General features: G+C 70.7%; 8 protein-coding genes. All 8 read left to right on the top strand.

What is annotated here, in order from left to right; translation table 11 throughout:
- The first annotated feature begins 81 nt into the window (after positions 1-81).
- The 8 genes from ACIQNG_RS18715 (at position 82) to ACIQNG_RS18680 (ending at position 16397) form a co-directional block, all read left to right on the top strand.
- A complete protein-coding gene (locus ACIQNG_RS18715; protein ID WP_401486212.1) occupies positions 82-921 on the top strand; it encodes a hypothetical protein in 840 nt (279 codons plus the stop codon).
- 643 nt (positions 922-1564) lie between these two features.
- A complete protein-coding gene (locus ACIQNG_RS18710) occupies positions 1565-3088 on the top strand; it encodes a hypothetical protein (RefSeq protein WP_401486209.1) in 1524 nt (507 codons plus the stop codon).
- A complete protein-coding gene (locus ACIQNG_RS18705; RefSeq protein ID WP_401486206.1) occupies positions 3085-7614 on the top strand; it encodes a DUF6603 domain-containing protein in 4530 nt (1509 codons plus the stop codon). Before ACIQNG_RS18710 ends, ACIQNG_RS18705 begins: the two co-directional genes overlap by 4 nt.
- 32 nt (positions 7615-7646) lie before the next feature.
- Complete coding sequence (locus ACIQNG_RS18700) at positions 7647-9947, top strand: hypothetical protein (RefSeq protein WP_401486203.1); 2301 nt, start codon at positions 7647-7649, stop codon at positions 9945-9947.
- A 30-nt stretch (positions 9948-9977) separates the two neighbouring features.
- Positions 9978-13769, top strand: a complete 3792-nt coding sequence (locus ACIQNG_RS18695) for a hypothetical protein (protein ID WP_401486201.1) — start codon at positions 9978-9980, stop codon at positions 13767-13769.
- Between the two features lie 33 nt (positions 13770-13802).
- A complete protein-coding gene (locus tag ACIQNG_RS18690; protein ID WP_401486200.1) occupies positions 13803-15116 on the top strand; it encodes a hypothetical protein in 1314 nt (437 codons plus the stop codon).
- 52 nt (positions 15117-15168) lie between these two features.
- The gene (locus tag ACIQNG_RS18685) at positions 15169-16083 is read left to right on the top strand and encodes a HipA family kinase (protein ID WP_401486198.1); all 915 of its coding nucleotides are present in this window, start codon (positions 15169-15171) and stop codon (positions 16081-16083) included.
- A complete protein-coding gene (locus ACIQNG_RS18680; RefSeq protein ID WP_401486196.1) occupies positions 16080-16397 on the top strand; it encodes a SelT/SelW/SelH family protein in 318 nt (105 codons plus the stop codon). The genes ACIQNG_RS18685 and ACIQNG_RS18680 overlap by 4 nt, the downstream gene beginning before the upstream one ends.
- Positions 16398-16419: the final 22 nt, after the last annotated feature.

The raw sequence follows: 16419 nt of genomic DNA, 5'->3' as shown, positions 1-16419 counted from the left end.
CCCCGACTCCCGGCTGCCTCGGAGTCCTTCGCCGCCGGCGGTCTGATCACGCCGCCCGGGGGCATCGCCCGACTGCCCGCCGTGTCCGGTCACGACGACCGGCCGGCCGACTCCCCCGTCGTGCTCTATACCTCCGGCGCCAGCGCCAGGCGCGCGGTCCGGACCCTCACGGACCTGCGTGACTTCGCCACCCGGCAGGGCTGGCACCCCGTTCACGAGGTGTACGACATCGGCTCCGCCCACCGTCCGCCTCCGCAACGCGTCGGCTGGCGCGCGGTGGAGCGGCTGCTGATCGAACGCCGGGCCGCCGGACTGGTCATGGCGACCGAGCGCGAGGTCGCCGTGACCCCGCCGGAGCAGGAGGCGCTGCGCACCTGGCTGGGGAGCCTGCCCGCCTTCGCCGCGTATCCCGGTGCCGAGCACCCCGACATCCTGTCCACCGGCGCCACGGACCCCGGCGCCGACCTCCCCGCCGTCCCCGTCCCCGCCGCCCCCGATGTCCCCGACGTCCCCGAACCGGTCGTCACTCATCGCTGGTCGCGCTCCTACGCCATGATCCCGGCGAGTCTGTGCCGGGTGCGCGGCGATGTACGAGCCCAGTTGACGCTCATGGGGCAGGTCGGCGAGGTGGTCACGGCGATCCAGGTGGTGTCCCGGCTCGCCCACAACGCCGTCACCCACGCCCAGCCCGCCGACGGCACGCCGGCCCGGATGACCGTACGGCTGTCCGCGCCGATCGGCGGCGGGCTGGCGATCGACGTACAGGATCCGCGCCCGGACCTCCCGCTCGGCAGGGCTGCCCTCGCCGGGGCCGGGAGCGGGGGGCTGCGTCAGGTACGGCTGCTGGGCGTGGTGCTCAGCTGTCCCGCGTGCGAGGGAGCCCCCTTCAAGACCGTGCGGGCACGGATCCGTCCGGTCTGACGCGATCGCGTCCGCGAGCAGCAACTCACCCCGCTGTGCCTGAGGGTCGTCGCGCCGTCGCGCCGTCGATGTGGGGTGAATCGGGACGCAAGGGTGAGTGCGCTCGCTCACTCTGGCCACATTTCGGTTGTCGTCCGCGGCTTATTCCAGACCCCGGGTGCGTCTCGTCTTTCCGGATCCCGCGCTCCCTGAGGTCGGGTGCGAAATTTTGCGTACCGGCCGGTCTTCATCGTGTTCCGGCAAGGCGCAAGGTCGTGGGACGATCCCTCATAGCGGGGGCGAGCCCACACGGGAATTCGCCCGATGGCGCCCCGCCGTGTGCCACGTATTCGCCAAGTACACGGCCCTCTCCCGGTGCGCACCTTGTTGGCTTGTGTGTCTTCCGAAGAGCGCCCTACGCTACCGCTCATCAAATGCCTGGCCGTCTCGGCGCCGCCTTCTCAGGTCGGCGTGTCTGTGCGCACGGCCCCTCCCGCGTCCAAATGGACGCCCTTCTCCTAGGTGTTGTGATGCCCGTCTCTGCTCATATGAATGAGGGTTTTGGTGGCTCGCTCGTGACCACCGAGTTCTCCCCGCCGGCGCATATCCGCGGGATATACGGTCCCGCTCGCTCGCTGACCGACGACGAATCCCTGGAGGTGTGATGCCTGTCTCCGCACAGTGGAGGAGTAATTACGGCGGCTCGCTGGTGACCTCGAAGTACTCGCCCCTGGAGGACATCCGACATGACACCGAGTCGGCGCAGTACTGGGCCGCGGTGCTGAACCTGCGGATGAATACGCTCAGAAATCTAAACCTTCTCCAAGGGCTGCGGCTGACGACGCAGGATTGGGCGGGCGTGCGGACGCGTGAGGCCGCCAAGGGGCGCAAGCCGCCCCTCGTGGTGGTGTCCAGCGGCCGGGCCGAGTGGATCAAAGCCGGCGTAGAGGCCGCGAAGCGCCATCTCGATATGTACTCAGACGAGTTGGGTGGGTCCTACCAGGGTGTCGGGGACATGAGGGCCCTCGGCGGAAGGGGAACAGGCCCCCAAGCAGGCCCCCAAGCAGGCCCCCCGAATGTCATGCCGCCGATCTACGCCCCGAGCAGGGTCGGGACGGAACGCAGTGTCTATGTGGTGGTGCACTTTGCGGAGTACGACCATTACGTAGAGCAGTTGAAGGAGGAGGAGCCGGAGGGGGCGACGGAGGAGGAGCCGGAGGGGGCGACGGGAGGAGCGACGGGAGGAGCGACGGAGAGGGAGAACCTGACCGTGATCGGGTGGCAGTTTCCCGGCGCGCCGACCCCGAAGAGGTGCCAGATGGCCGGTTTTGGTGCCAGCCGGTTCGCGGCGCTCGAATTCTGCAAGCAACTGATGCCACAGCAAGATGGAGCGTGGCGTTCCGCCTGGATCTTCGACGACAATGTTGTCGCGCTCTCTAACTTTCCGGTCTACGATCCGGAGAACAAGACGAGCGGGGAGCTGGAACATGATGGCCTGAGTCTCGTGGAGGCCGCTCTCGGGAAGAATATCTGCGCGGGATTCCAGGCGGGTACCAGTGCGGGGGATAGGTCGACCATCCAGGGCATCGTCACCCGGGCGGTCAGATCGCCAGGGAATCTGCCGCCCCTTGAGCAGAAACCGGGGCTCGTGCAACAGGCCGTTCTCTGGAACATCTCCAGACTCAAGGAGCTGAACATCAACATCAGCCCGGCATTCATCGCGTCGGCCGAGGATGTCAGTTTCATCAACTACCTCAAGCGCAGGGAGCTCCCGTACCAGCAGTACACCCAGATCAGCGTGCGAAAACACCTGGCGGGAGAGGACGCCCCGACCCAAAAAACTGCCTTCCTCCAGGCTTTCCGCCGGAACCTGGCCAAGACATGTGCGGATGTCGAGAGCGCTGGCGCGCAACAGGCTCTTCCGCCCCCGGTCACGGTGCACGACCTGGCCCCGCAGGAAGGGGCCGCCGCCCAGACGGTGAGAGAGTTCGTCGCGGCGAAGGCACCCCTCCTCTCCGCGCAGGACATGGACAAGGCCGCATGCCAGGCGGTCGAGCAACTGATCGCCACCGCCGTCGGATCGCCGCAAGTCCCACTGGAGGACGCCGTCCTGAATTCCGTCTTCGGCGTCACCCCGACCTTCCCTGTCAACGTGCAGAATTCCTCGGCCACGGGGGGGCAGTCATGATGGCGACACTCACCGACCTCGCGGCGCATCTGCGCGGCCTGGCCGGAGCCGGCAAGCCGGTGGTACTGGACGACGCCGTGGTCGGCGCGAGCACGGCCGCCGCGCTGGCCACCGCGTTCGCGCTGCCGCCCACGCAGCGACTGACCTTGACGGGCGTCGCCCCGGCCGACATCAGCGGCCCCACGGCGGGAGTGCTGACCGTCGGAACCGGAACCGCGTCCGTCCTGAAGAAGACCGGGGTACCGATCACCCTCGCCTTCACCTTCACCGGCGGCACCCTGCAGACCCTCGTCACCGCGAAGATGCCCGGCGACTGGAAGTTCCAGCACAGTTTTCCCGCCCTCACCATGTTCCCGTTCGACGTGCTGACGGTGAGCAACGCCCTGTTCGTGTACTCCACCGCCGCCCAGAGCGCGTTCGCCTGGCCGGGAGAGAGTGCCGCGGTCGCGGTGGAACCCGGGCTGAACCTGCTGTGCCGGCTCGGCTTCGGCGGGGTGTCGATGGCCGGCGCACTGCTGGGCGACCTGACCGGCCCGCGCACCTGGCTCGCCCACGGACCCTTCTCACCGGTGACCGGCGAGGCCCTGCCGGTGGGCGCGCTCTCCGCCGCCATTGGCAGCAGCCAGGGCTTCAGTGTCGGCCATCAGCCCTACGCCCTCTCGCTCACCGATCCCCGCGCGACCGTGAAGATCGGCACCACCGACGACCTCACCCCGGTGCAGGACGTCGACCTGCTGATCGAGGGCACCTTCCAGCAGAAGCTGAAGGTGTCGGTGGCCGTCCCGGTGACCGGTGGCGCCTACCGGCTCTCCACCGCGCCGCTCAAACCCGGGGACGGCTCGGTGGCGTCCCTGCTCAACAGCCTTCCACGGCCCGGCGGCGCGCCCGTCACCGACCACCTCCCCGCCGAGCTGAGGGCCGTCTTCACCGAGATCGGCCTGGACGACTTCACCCTCGCGGTGCGCACCTCACCCCCGAGGGTCACCTACGCCGGGATCTCGATCAGCACCGCGCCGGCGGCGAAGTGGGCGCTCATCCCGGGCGTGCTGGAGCTGGACGGGCTGCGCCTGGCCGTGGAGACCCTGGATCCGTCCGGCCTGAACTGGACCACGGTGAGGATCTCCGCGAACGCCGGGTTCCTGCCGAGGGTCTTCACCCGGCCGTTCGGGTTCACCGCCGTACTGGAGCACCGCTCCTCGTGGCAGGTCGCCTCCGTCAGCGGCGCCTATCCGGGCTCGGTCAGCCTCGGCAGCCTGATCGGCCTGGCGGCCGGCGGCGCCGACCTTCCGCAGGAACTGCGCGACATCAAGCTCACCGACATCTCTGTCACCGCCACACGCGGCGCCACGGGACAGCCGTTCTCCTACACCGTCCACGGCAGCGTCGAAGCGGCCCTGCCCCTCCACGAGAGGACACTCACCGCGCGGCTGAACCTGGCCGTCACGAAGAACGGCCCGGACCATACCGCGCGGCTCGACGGCCATGTGGTGGTCGGCGAGGAGAGCTTCGCCTTCCACATCGGCTTCGGCACCTCTGGGACATATCTCGACGCCACCTGGACCAAGACGGGCAAGGCGCTGGATTTCGCGGACATCGCGGACGCGTTCGGCTGGACCGACCTGCCCACCCTCCCCGGCGATCTGGACCTGGCGCTCAGAAGCGCGGGATTCCGCTACGACTTCGGCACCGGCCGACTGGTGCTGACCGCCCTGTCGGAGCACTACGGACAACTGGTGTTCGCCAGCTCGAAGACCAGCTCCGGCCGGGTGTACCTGGTCGATCTCGACGTGCCGCTGAACATCGCGCTGTCGGACCTTCCGGTGGCCGGTCCGCAGATCCCCGCCTCCGTCGATGTCGGCATCAAGCGGCTGGAGGTCACGTACGCCTCCGCAGGGTTCGACGAGGCCACGCTGACCGCGTTGAACACCACCCTCCAGTCGCTCAACGGGAACCCGATCTCCTACCCGAAGCTCGATCCCGGGTTGGTCCTCGCGGCCGGGCTCCGACTGGGCACCGAGACCCGCACCCTGGCCCTGCCGCTGCACAGACCCGGTGCGGCGTCCGACCCCCGCGCCCCGCTGCCACCTGCCGTCGCGCAGGTCGAGGCGATCCGCAGCGCGGGCAAGTCGCCGAAGTCGGCCAACCAGGCGGCCTTTCTCGCCGCGAAGACCGAGGCGATCCGCAACGCGGGCAAGTCACCGACGCCGACCGCCCAGCCGGCCCCGACCCAGCCGGCCCCGACCCAACCGGCCTCGACCCGGGCGACCCCCGGCCCGGCCACCCCCGCCCGGGCGCTCCCACCCGCGCCGCCGCAGAGCAACGGCGGCGCCTGGATCACCGTAGGACGGTCGTTCGGCCCGCTCCACATCGAGCGGATCGGGCTCCAGTACAGCGGCGGGGTGCTGTTCTTCGAGCTGGACGCCGATGTCGCCTTCGGCCCGCTGGCGCTGTCCCTGGACGGCCTCGGGGTCGGCTCGGCGCTGAAGAAGTTCGAGCCCAAGTTCCACCTCGACGGGCTCGGCGTCTCCTACGACGCCCCACCGCTCCAGATCCTCGGCGCGATCCTCCGTGTCCCGGACGACCGACTGGCGCACGGGGTGAAGTTCCAGTTCGACGGTGAGCTGGTCGTCAAGTCCGGCACGTACGGCTTCGGCGCGCTCGGCTCGTACGCCCAGCTCTCCGACGGAATGCCGTCGCTGTTCGTGTTCGTCCAGCTGGACGCCCCGCTCGGCGGGCCGCCCGCGTTCTTCGTCACCGGGCTGATGGGCGGCTTCGGCTTCAACCGCGAGCTGGCCGTTCCGGGCCAGGACGAGGTGGCGAGCTTCCCGCTCCTGCTCCTGTCCACCCAGCCCCCGGGCGGCACCGGGAACGGCCCGCAGGGCCCCGACGCGGTGCTGAAGGTCCTGGAGGGCGACGCCGAGCTGAACGGTGTCAAGAAGAAGTGGATCACCCCGAAGGCGGGGGAGTACTGGCTGGCCGCGGGACTGGAGTTCGACACCTTCAAGGTGGTGAAGTCCAAGGCGCTGCTGGCGGTCGACTTCGGCAGCGAGCTGAGCGTCGCCCTGCTGGGCCTGTCCACCCTGAGGCTGCCGCTCGCCGGCGAGGGGCCCGCGAAGCCCTTCGCCCTGGTCGAGATGATGATCCGGGTCGTCGTACAGCCCTCGCAAGGTGTGTTCGCGGCCTCCGCCATCCTCACCAGGAACAGCTATGTCCTGACCCCCGACTGCCATCTGACCGGCGGGTTCGCCTTCAACCTGTGGTGGGGTGACAACCCCAACGCCGGGCAGTTCGTGGCCACCCTGGGCGGCTACCACCCCGCGTTCAAGGTGCCCGCCCACTTCCCGCAGGTGCCGCGGCTCGGCTTCAACTGGGCGGTCTCCGACACCGTGTCGGTCAAGGGCGAGACCTACTTCGCGCTGACCACGTCCAGCGCGATGGCGGGCGGTGGACTCGAAGCGCTCTTCCACTCGGGCGGCCTGCGGGCCTGGTTCAAGGCGTACGCCGACTTCCTGGTGAGCTGGCACCCGTTCTTCTACACCGGCGACATCGGCGTCTCCATCGGTGTCTCCCTGACCATCCACCCCCTGTTCTTCACCGTCACCATCAGCCTGTCCCTCGGGGCCTCCCTGCGACTGTGGGGGCCGCCCACCGGCGGTATCGTCACGGTCGACCTGGTCCTGGTCTCCTTCAGCGTCCGCTTCGGCTCGGACCGCGCCGCCGCCGAGACCCAGCCTCTCGACTGGGCCGGCTTCAGCCAGCTGATGCCCGCCCACACCGACATCTGCGGCATCGCCGTGACCGACGGGCTGTTCAAGACCCGGGACGACCCGCAGAGCAGCAGCGGCAAGCGCTGGATCGTCCGCGCCAAGCGGTTCACCTTCCAGACCCGCTCGGCCATCCCCGCCAGCGCCCTCGCCTACGACGGCAAGCGCACGCACGGGTCCTCGAACGGTATCGCGATCAAGCCGATGAACCGGACCAAGGTCGCCTCCACCCACTCCCTCACCCTCTACCGGGTCGGCTCGACCCCCGCCGACGACGTCGCCCACGACATCTCCCACTGGTCGCTGAAACCGCTGACCCAGACCTTGCCCGCCTCGCTCTGGTCCGCCCCGCCGGTGCCCTTCACCCAGACACCGGCCCGGCCGTCGGCCGACGTACTCCCCGGTGAGCTGGTCGGGTTCACCGTCACCGCCCCCGCCCCCACCCCCGGCACCAGCAGGGGCCCGGTCGCCATGAAGGAACTCCGGGAGGAGTACCTCTCCCCGGCCGGACAGGCCCCCTGGTCCCGCGCGCAGGGCACCTCCCCGCACTACCTCCCCACCAGGGACCAGGGCACCGTCGGTCTGCTCCGGCAGGCGAGCGGCGACACGGTGCGCGGCGCCCGGACCGAGCTGTTCGCGGTGCTGAACCGTGCCACCGCCACCGACGGCTCCGTCCTGTTCAACGGCCCGAACGACCCGCTGACCGCCCTCGCCGCCGACGCGGGCCACCTGTTCAGCGACGCACCCCTGCGACAGACATGAACGCCACCCGAGCACACCGGAACGGAGCGGACGTGGCCCCCGAACTCACCGCCGACAACCTCCCCCTCGGCGACCTGCGGTTCTACGACAACTATGTGCCCGCCCTGGCCGCCGGGGACTGGAAGATCACCGTCAAGCACACCCTCGGCGACATCCCCACCGGCGACCTGGGCGCCACCCAGCGCGTGGTGGTCAGTGCCCCGCAGTTCGCCATGGACAGCACGGCGATCCTCAACCGCCAACCACCCGCGGCCAGCACCGGCCAGTACGGGAAGGTCCTGCCGCACATCGTCCTCAACGACGCCCTGCTGCCCTGGGAACGCACCCTGAAGGCCGATTCCGGGCGCCCGCCCTGGCTGGCCCTCCTCGTCCTGACCGACGACGAGATCACCGGCGGCACCACCTCACCCACCCGCACCCAGACCACCACCGTCGGTGCCTTCCGCGCCCCGGACCCGGCCGTCCTCAAACCCGCCGTCACCCCCGAGGGGGACGTGAACGACACCGACCCCTGCGCCTTCGTCCAGATACCCGCGACCCACTTCCCCCAGATCGTGCCCCGCCTGGAAGAACTGCGGTTCCTCGCCCACTGCCGGCAGTCCCACATCGCCGACAAGGCCGAACAAGGACTGGAGACCAACGGCCTCTTCTCCGCCGTCGTCGCCAACCGCTTCCCGGCCACCCCCACGGGCGACCACCCCGGAGCCCGGAAGTCCATCGTCCACCTGGTCTCCCTGGAGGGCCTCGAACCCTGGCTCATCGACAAGCCGAACTTCGGCGGCCACACCTCCGTCGCCCTCGTCTCCCTCGCCTCCTGGACCTTCGAGACCACCGCCGACCCCCGGCACGACTTCCGCGCACTCATGAAGAACCTGGTCCGCCAGGAGTACGACGGCACCACCTACACCCCCGGGAACCTGTGGCTGCGCCTGCCCCGCCCGGCCTCCGCGACCGCCGCCTCCACCCCGGCCGCGAAGGAGGCCGAGCGCCGCCTCAACGAAGGGTTCGTCCCCCTCACCTACCGGCTGCGCACCGGTGAGCAGACCCTCGCCTGGTACCGCGGCCCCTGCGCCCCCGTCCGCACCCCCTCGCCCCCCATGTTCGGCCGCACCCCGTTCGCCACCGCGGACGCCGCCCTCGTCTACCACAGCGCGTTCGGTGTCTTCGACGCCTCCCTCGCCACCGCCTGGCAGACCGGCCGCTCCCTCGCCCTCGCCGACCGCGCCTTCGGCCAGGCCCTCCACGACTTCCGGCGGCGCGCCCACCAACTCACCGACCGACTCCTCCAGCAACTGCACAGCCCCTCCTTCACCGCCGACCGGATCACCGAACTCACCGTCGACCAACGAATTCAGGACGCCTTCCTCAGCCAGCTCACCACCAGCCGGCTGACCGCGATGACCACCCCCGTCGCCCCCCGACCGCCCGACGACACGGCCACCCCCACCGGTACCGTCCGGCAGCCCGCCGCACCGCCCCCCGACCCGGTCGCCGCGATCGACGCCTTCCTCGCCGCACCCGAGGCCCAGCAATTGATCGGCACCGAGACCAAGGACCACCTGACCCCCGTCGCCGACTGGCTCGCCCGACTCCAACTGCTCTACCCCGTACCGTTCCGGCTGCTCGTCCCCGACCAGAGGATGCTCGCCCGCGAAACCCTGCGCTTCTTCCACCTCGACGACAACTGGATCCGCGCCCTCACCGACGGCGCCCTCAGCATCGGCGTGCACAGTGCCCGCGACACCCGCCTCAGCCGGACCATCGGCGGTGTCATCCAGGTGGCCACACAGAGGGCGGCCCAGGCGCTCCGCGCCCAGCGCACCGGCATCGACCAGCCGACACCCGCCCCGGTCACCGGGAACCAGGTCAGCGGCCTCCTGCTGCGCTCCGCCGCGGTCTCCGGCTGGCCCAACCTCGCCGTCCGCGCCACCCTCAAGGGCCAGAGCGGCCATCTGCCCGTCCTGCGCATGGACCGGCTCGACGACGACACCCTCCTGTGCCTGTTCCAGGGCACACCCGACGAGGTCGAACTCGCCGAACCCCAGGAAGGTTTCCGCTTCGGCGTGGACGACGACGACCAGCTGCCCATGCGCCGGCCCACCGCACAGCCGGGAAGCCCCCTGGGAACCCAACTGGCCACCTCGCTGCCGCTCCTGCCCGACAGCCTGCGCCCCGGCGGCCTGCGCGTCCTGGACGTCACCGCGGCCGTACGACGCGTCAGGGAATCCCTGACCGCCGCGGGCTCTCCCGTACCGGACTTCGGCCCCGCCGACTTCGCCCTCCAGATGGTGAAGGCCCCCGAAGCCATCCAGTTCACCAGCCAGGCGAGCTGACCCCACTTCCTCACGGACAAGGACACCCGTATGCCCGCCGCGCCGCTCGCCGTACCCCTGCACCTGGACGTCCTGGTGGCGAACCAGGCCGTACTCGCCCGCGACACCTTTCGCTGGTGGCAGTTCAACTACCTCGCCCTGTCGCACTGGCAGAGCCCCCAGCCCCCGGCCCTGGACCGCTCCGAGGGCGGCCCCCGGGAAGGAGTCCATCTGAGCTGGACACTGCCCGACGCCCTGCGCCACTCACCCCCCGGCTCATCCCACGACACCTACCCCCTGGTGCCCAACCGCTGGCTCGTCGTCCGCACCCACGGCACCACCACCCGCACCCTGACCGCGTGGGTGCTGGAGAGCGACTGCCCCCTCACCCCCCGGGCACCGCTCACCGCCGACCCCGAGCACACCAGCCTCTATCTCGCCGACCCCGGGCTCATCACCGACTGGAAGTCCTCCGCCGACCCGGTTCGGCGGGCCGTCACTCTCGACGCCGCCGCCGGCACCGTGCAGGCCGCCCGCCTCGGCGTCGCCTTCCCGCTCGCCGAGTGGTCCGAACGCGCCCCCGGACAGCGCCTCTTCCTCACCGCCATGGCACCGGGCAACCCGCTCTTCAGCGGCTATGTCGCCCACCACGCGGGGGTGTTCTCCTTCCACGACCCCCTCGACAAGATCGACACCGGCACCCTCGGCTACCACGTCCTCGGCTGGTACTCCGACCCCGCCCAGGACATCCTGGCCCGCGCGGGCGGCGACGCCGCCGCCTACACCGCACTGCTGAAGGAACTCGACTGGACCCTGCCCACCGGCGCCCCCACCACCCCCGCCACCCGGAGCGTCTACCACGCCGCCGCGTTCTCCGTCGACTGGAACCGGACCGGCCCCGCCCCCACCGGTGACCCCCTGGAGACCATCCGCGACAGCGGGGAACTCAACGTGGGCGTCGGCAACACCCCCACCGACGCCTTCACCGCCCTGATCAAGCAGCGCCTCGGCGACCCCGGCGCGGCCCGGCTGCTGCAAGCCTTCCAGCACGATCTGCTGCCCCACCTGAACGAGGCCCACGGCGACGCCCTCCTCGACCGGGCCATCCGCGGGACCTGGTACGGGGCCAGACCCGGCGGGTACTCCTGGACCATCGTCCAGAACACCGCGGAGGACGGCGCCGACGCCCCCCTCACCGCCGACGAACAGCGCTGGCTGCACCAGCTCAACAACGACCAGACCGCACTCGACCAAGCCCTCACCACCCTCCACGGCCTCCAGCACCAGGTCCACGAACTCTGGCTCAAGCAGGGCTTCCTGTCGTCCGCCACCAACACCTGGCCCGCCCCGCCCCACGGCATCACCGACCTCGCCGCCTTCACCCAGCAGCTGGCAGCCGAACTCGACCCGGCCAAGAGCGGCAGCGCCGCCGCCCAGCTCATCGCCCAACTCAACACCGTGCGCGGCCTGCTGACCCGAGTGCCACGGCCGGACCCGAACACCACCGACCCGCAGGAGGCCCTGCGCAAGGGCATCACCGAGTTCGCCAAGAAGAACGCCCTCGACGCCGGCAAGACCCTCAAAGCCGTCGCCGCCCCCCGCTACTGGCAGGGCAACAACCCGGCGGTGATCGTCTCCGGCGTCGAACCCCCGCGCGCGGCCGTCCGCACCGGGCCCCTCACGGTACGTCCCCGGACCGCGCTGCTCACCCAGTTCACCACCGGCGCCGGAGCCGCGATCGGCGCCACCGCGGTCAGTGGCCTGCTCACCCAGGTCGGCGCGCTGTCCCAACTGCCGACCGACACGGCCGCGCCGGAACTGCTCACCGAGTCCCTGCTGCTGGACCCCGGCAACGCCACCGCCCTCGCCACGGCCACCGGCCTCCCGAGGGACCAGATCGCCGCAGCCATGACCGGCCGCGACCCGTCCCGCTGGACCGGCACCCTCCCGCACCAGCCCCTCACCGGCTGGAAGCAGCCGTGGACCCCGCTGTTCCTGGAGTGGTCCGGCACCTACACCCACGCCCCCCTCACCACCGGCACCACCCCGAACTGGACCTTCGACGGCCACGACTACCGGCTCACCGCCGCCGTCCCCGAGTCGGCGACCGTCCAGCGCACGGTCAGCGGCATCAGCCTGCTCAGCCCGCAGACCCGCACCCTGTTCCGCGACCGCCTCGACTCCTGGGTCCGCCAGTACGGCAACGACAGCGACATCGCGCGGCTCGACCAACTGATCACCACCACCTACGGCTGGAGACTCCTCACCCAGGAACTCAGCGGCTTCCACTCCTCCCTCGCCCTGCGCGACCCACGCCCCTTCCGCAGCCCCACCACCGCCGACCGGATCGGCGGAATGCCCCTGGACGCACTCATCGGCCACCGCGGCGACCCCACCGCCCCGGCCCTGCCCGGCGCCTCCCGCAGCCAGGTCGACACCGCGCCCCTGCTCGCGGGCGGACCCGCACAGCCCTACCACGGCACCGTCCACGGCGGCTTCCACTTCACCGACCTGAAGCTCTACGACACCTTCGGCCGCACCCTGGACATCATCGAGTCCGACCCGTCCAGCGGAGTGTTCGACTACACCAACTTCCCGCTGGAGATCGACCCGGCCCTCACCCCCGACCGCGTCCTCGTCCCGCACATCGCCTCGGTGCTCCAACTCCCGCCCCGGCTCCTCCAGCACGCCCGGCTCGACATCCGCCTCCTCGACTCCCACGACGACCGGGTCTTCCAACGCGACCCCGACGTCAACCCGGTCTCCGGCTGGATCCTGCCCAACCACCTCGACAACAGCATCCTGGTCTTCGCCCCCGACGGCACCGCCCTCGGCGAATTCGGCCTGCACACCCAGGCCGACGGAAAGAAGAAGGGCGACTGGACCCCGCCCCCGCACACCCGCCTCACCCTGGCCGACGTCCGGACCCGCGCGCCGCGCCTGCACTCCGTGCTCACCTCCCCCCAGCTGGCGACCGAAGCCGGGTTCCTGGCGTTCCTCGCCACCATCGACGCGACCCTGTGGACCACCGACCCCCTCGGCAACCGCGCCGACACCCACCTCTCCCTCCTCATCGGCCGCCCCCTGGCCCTGCTGCGGACCCGGCTCCGCTTCCAGCTCGACGGCCCCGCCCGCGACGACAGCGGATGGACCGCGACCTTCGACGCCGCCCCACCCGGCTTCCTCACCCACCGGTTCGCCGTCCGCCTCGGGGACCAGGCCACCCGCCAGGACGGGGTGATCGGCTACTTCACCGGATCCGACCACACGGTCTTCCACAGCACCGCCGCCCCGCCCGCCACCCCCGCACAGGACTACGTCAAGGTCATCGGCCCCGTCGGCACCACCACCCCGGCCGGCAACTACCCGACCCTGTCGTTCGACCCCGCCGACACCCTGGACCTCACCGTCCTGGCCGACCCGCGCGCCGCGATCCACGCCCACACCGGCATCCTCCCGGTCAAGCAGTACGACCTGCCCCAGCAGCACATCGAGAACGCGCTCACCGCGCTGGAGATCACCTTCCGGGCCGGTCCGCTGCTGACCACGCTCACCCCCTCGCCCGCCGAGGGCGCCACCGCGCCCGCCCACGCCAAGGCGATCGCCCACCCCACCCCGGCCGAGCAGAACGGCACCTGGTCCTGGTGGGAACCCGACCCGTCCGGCACCTGGACCGGCTACGAACTGGCCAAGACCTCACCCACCCCGACGACCGGCCCCGAGGCCAACACCCTGCGCGAGGGCCGGCTCCAGTTCGTCACCGACGCCGGCACCGACAGCCCCCCGGACGCCGGCGCGCCGCTCCGTCCCCAGCGGGCGGCATCCGACCCCACCCCGTCCTGACGCACCCGCCACCCGCCCCGAAGGAACACCGACATGCCGCCCGCCCTGCTCACCTACACCGCCACCCCCACCCCGGCCCACCTCCCCACGGGCACCCGCGACACGCAGCTCGCGATCGCCGTCACCGCGCCGTCCGGCCCCGCGGTGTACGTCAGCCGCATCATGATCTCGGTGCCCGTCGGCCCCGGCGAGACGAGCCTCTTCACGGCCCCGCCGACCGCCTCCGTCAACACCAACACCTGGTCGCCGACCACCACGCCCTCCAGCAACGCCGACCTCCGGGACACCCCGGGCACCGGCCAGAACTACTCCACCACCCTCATCTTCGACAACAGCACTCCCGGCACCCACCCCCGCGTCCCCGACAACCTCGCCCTCGCCCTCCACGGCACGGTGAACCAGCGCGTCGGCGACGTCCCCGTCCGCATCCAGGAAACCTCGGGCACCTCCCCGGACCCCAGCACCTTCACGACGAAGGAGACCACCCTCATGGTGCGCAAGAACCCGGCCGACTTCTACGTCAGAAACTTCATCGCCACGGCTCCGGCCACACCGACGGCCATCTCCACCGAGTTCGCTAAGGGGGCCTCTATCCGCCTCCAATGGGAGAGCAACGGCACCTATTTCGAGATCTACGGCCAGGGAAAGACCACAGCGCTCTACAAGGGCTCCGACAAGAACTGGATCGTCCCGGAGGGGGTGGTCACCCGTGACACCACCTTGATCCTTGTCGCTTCCCTCAGCGGCACCCAGGGCGGCGGCTCAAGCGTCTTCCTCTACGACACCCTCACCCTCACCGTGTCCGACCCGGCCCTCACACCCGCGAGCGTGGCTGTCGCCGACACCCTGAAGGTGACCGGAAAGACCACTCTGGCCAGGACCTACACCGAGCAACTCGCCGCCAAGAGCGTGTCGGTGACAAACATGGAGACGCCCGGCACCCTTGAGGCCGACACCATCACCACCGCCGGTCTCACCATCCGGGGCACCTGGGGCATCACCGCCGAGGCGCCGGTCGCGATGCTTCAGTCCCCGGGCGTCGGGGAAGGAAACATCTCGACCCCGTTTCGTACGCAGATCACCGCGAAAACCGATGGCTTCCTCGTGGTGAGGGGGACCCAGTTCCAGACTCCGGGCGACGGGGAGACCCGTGCCACGATCACTGTGGGTTCACAGACCTACACCGTCGTTTCCATGGACGTTCCGGGCTCCGCGCAGGGCTTCTCGACCTCATTGACCCTCCCCATCCGCAAAGGCCAGACGTATTCCTACTCCGTCAACACCGTCAGAGGGAACGGTCGGCCGATACTGAAGGAATGGCACTCTCTGGGGGTCGGAAACGGCTGAGGGCCGACCCCGATCCTGATCCGCAAGGACCCGCGCCGTATAGCCTGGGGAAATGCTGAGAGAGGTCACCGCTACCCGCTACCTCGAACCCCTGCGCTCCGGCGGCTCCGTGCCCGGTGTGGTGGAGGCCGACGACCTCGGCACCTACGTCGTCAAGTTCACCGGCTCCGCACAGGGCCGCAAGGCGCTGGTCGCCGAGGTGATCGTGGGGGAGTTGGCCCGGGCGCTGGGACTGCGCTTCCCTGAGCTGGTGTTCGTCGACTTCGACCCGGCGATCGCCGCGGAGGAGCCTCACCAGGAGGTCCGCGAACTGCACCGGGCCAGCGCGGGCCGCAACCTCGGGATGGACTATCTGCCGGGTGCCCGGGACTTCACCCCGGAGGTCGCCGGGGAGTTCCGGGTCGACCCGCTGGAGGCCGGCCGGATCGTCTGGCTCGACGCGCTCACGGCGAACGTGGACCGTACGATCCACAGCTCCAACCTGATGGTCTGGCCCACGTTCGGTACCGCCCGCCCCCGGCTGTGGCTCATCGACCACGGCGCGGCGCTGGTCTTCCACCACCGCTGGGGCGGTACCGACCCGGCCAGGCGCTACGACCTGAGCCATCACGCCCTCGGCCACTACGCCCCGGACCTCCGGGCCGCCGACGCGGAACTGGCGCCCCGGGTGACCGGGGAACTGCTGCGGCGGATCGTCGCCGAGGTCCCCGACGACTGGCTGGCGGACGAGCCGGGCTTCGCCACCCCGGACGCGGTCCGCGCGGCCTACGTCACCTTCCTGCACGCCCGGGTCCGCGCGTCGGGGGAGTGGCTGCCCACGGGCTTCCCCTCGCGCGCGGAGATCGCCGCCGAGGAGGAGCGCCGGGCGGCACACACCCGTCGCGGGCGTCCCAAGTGGCTCCAGCAGGTTCCCGATCTGCACGGCAGGCCGTCCGTGGAGACCGACGGGACGGTGCATCCGCGATGAACCACCGGGTCGAGATCGAGTACTGCACCCAGTGCCGCTGGCTGCCCCGTGCCGCCTGGCTGGCGCAGGAACTCCTCACCACCTTCGAGGCCGAGCTGACCGAACTGGCGCTCAGGCCCGGCACCGGAGGCGTCTTCGTCGTCCGCGTGGACGGCGAGGCGGTGTGGGACCGCCGCGAGCAGGGCTTCCCGGAGCCCACGGCGGTCAAGCGGCTCGTCCGTGACCGGGTGGCCCCGGGACGTTCCCTGGGCCACTCGGACCGGACGGCGGGCGGGGAGGGCGCGCCCGACGGGCCGGACGCGCCCGACGGGTGACCGCCAACCGGATGCCGACCTG

The organism is Streptomyces sp. NPDC091377, from assembly GCF_044757045.1.
Classification (GTDB): Bacteria; Actinomycetota; Actinomycetes; order Streptomycetales; family Streptomycetaceae; genus Streptomyces.
This window is presented reverse-complemented; position numbering and strand designations above follow the sequence as displayed.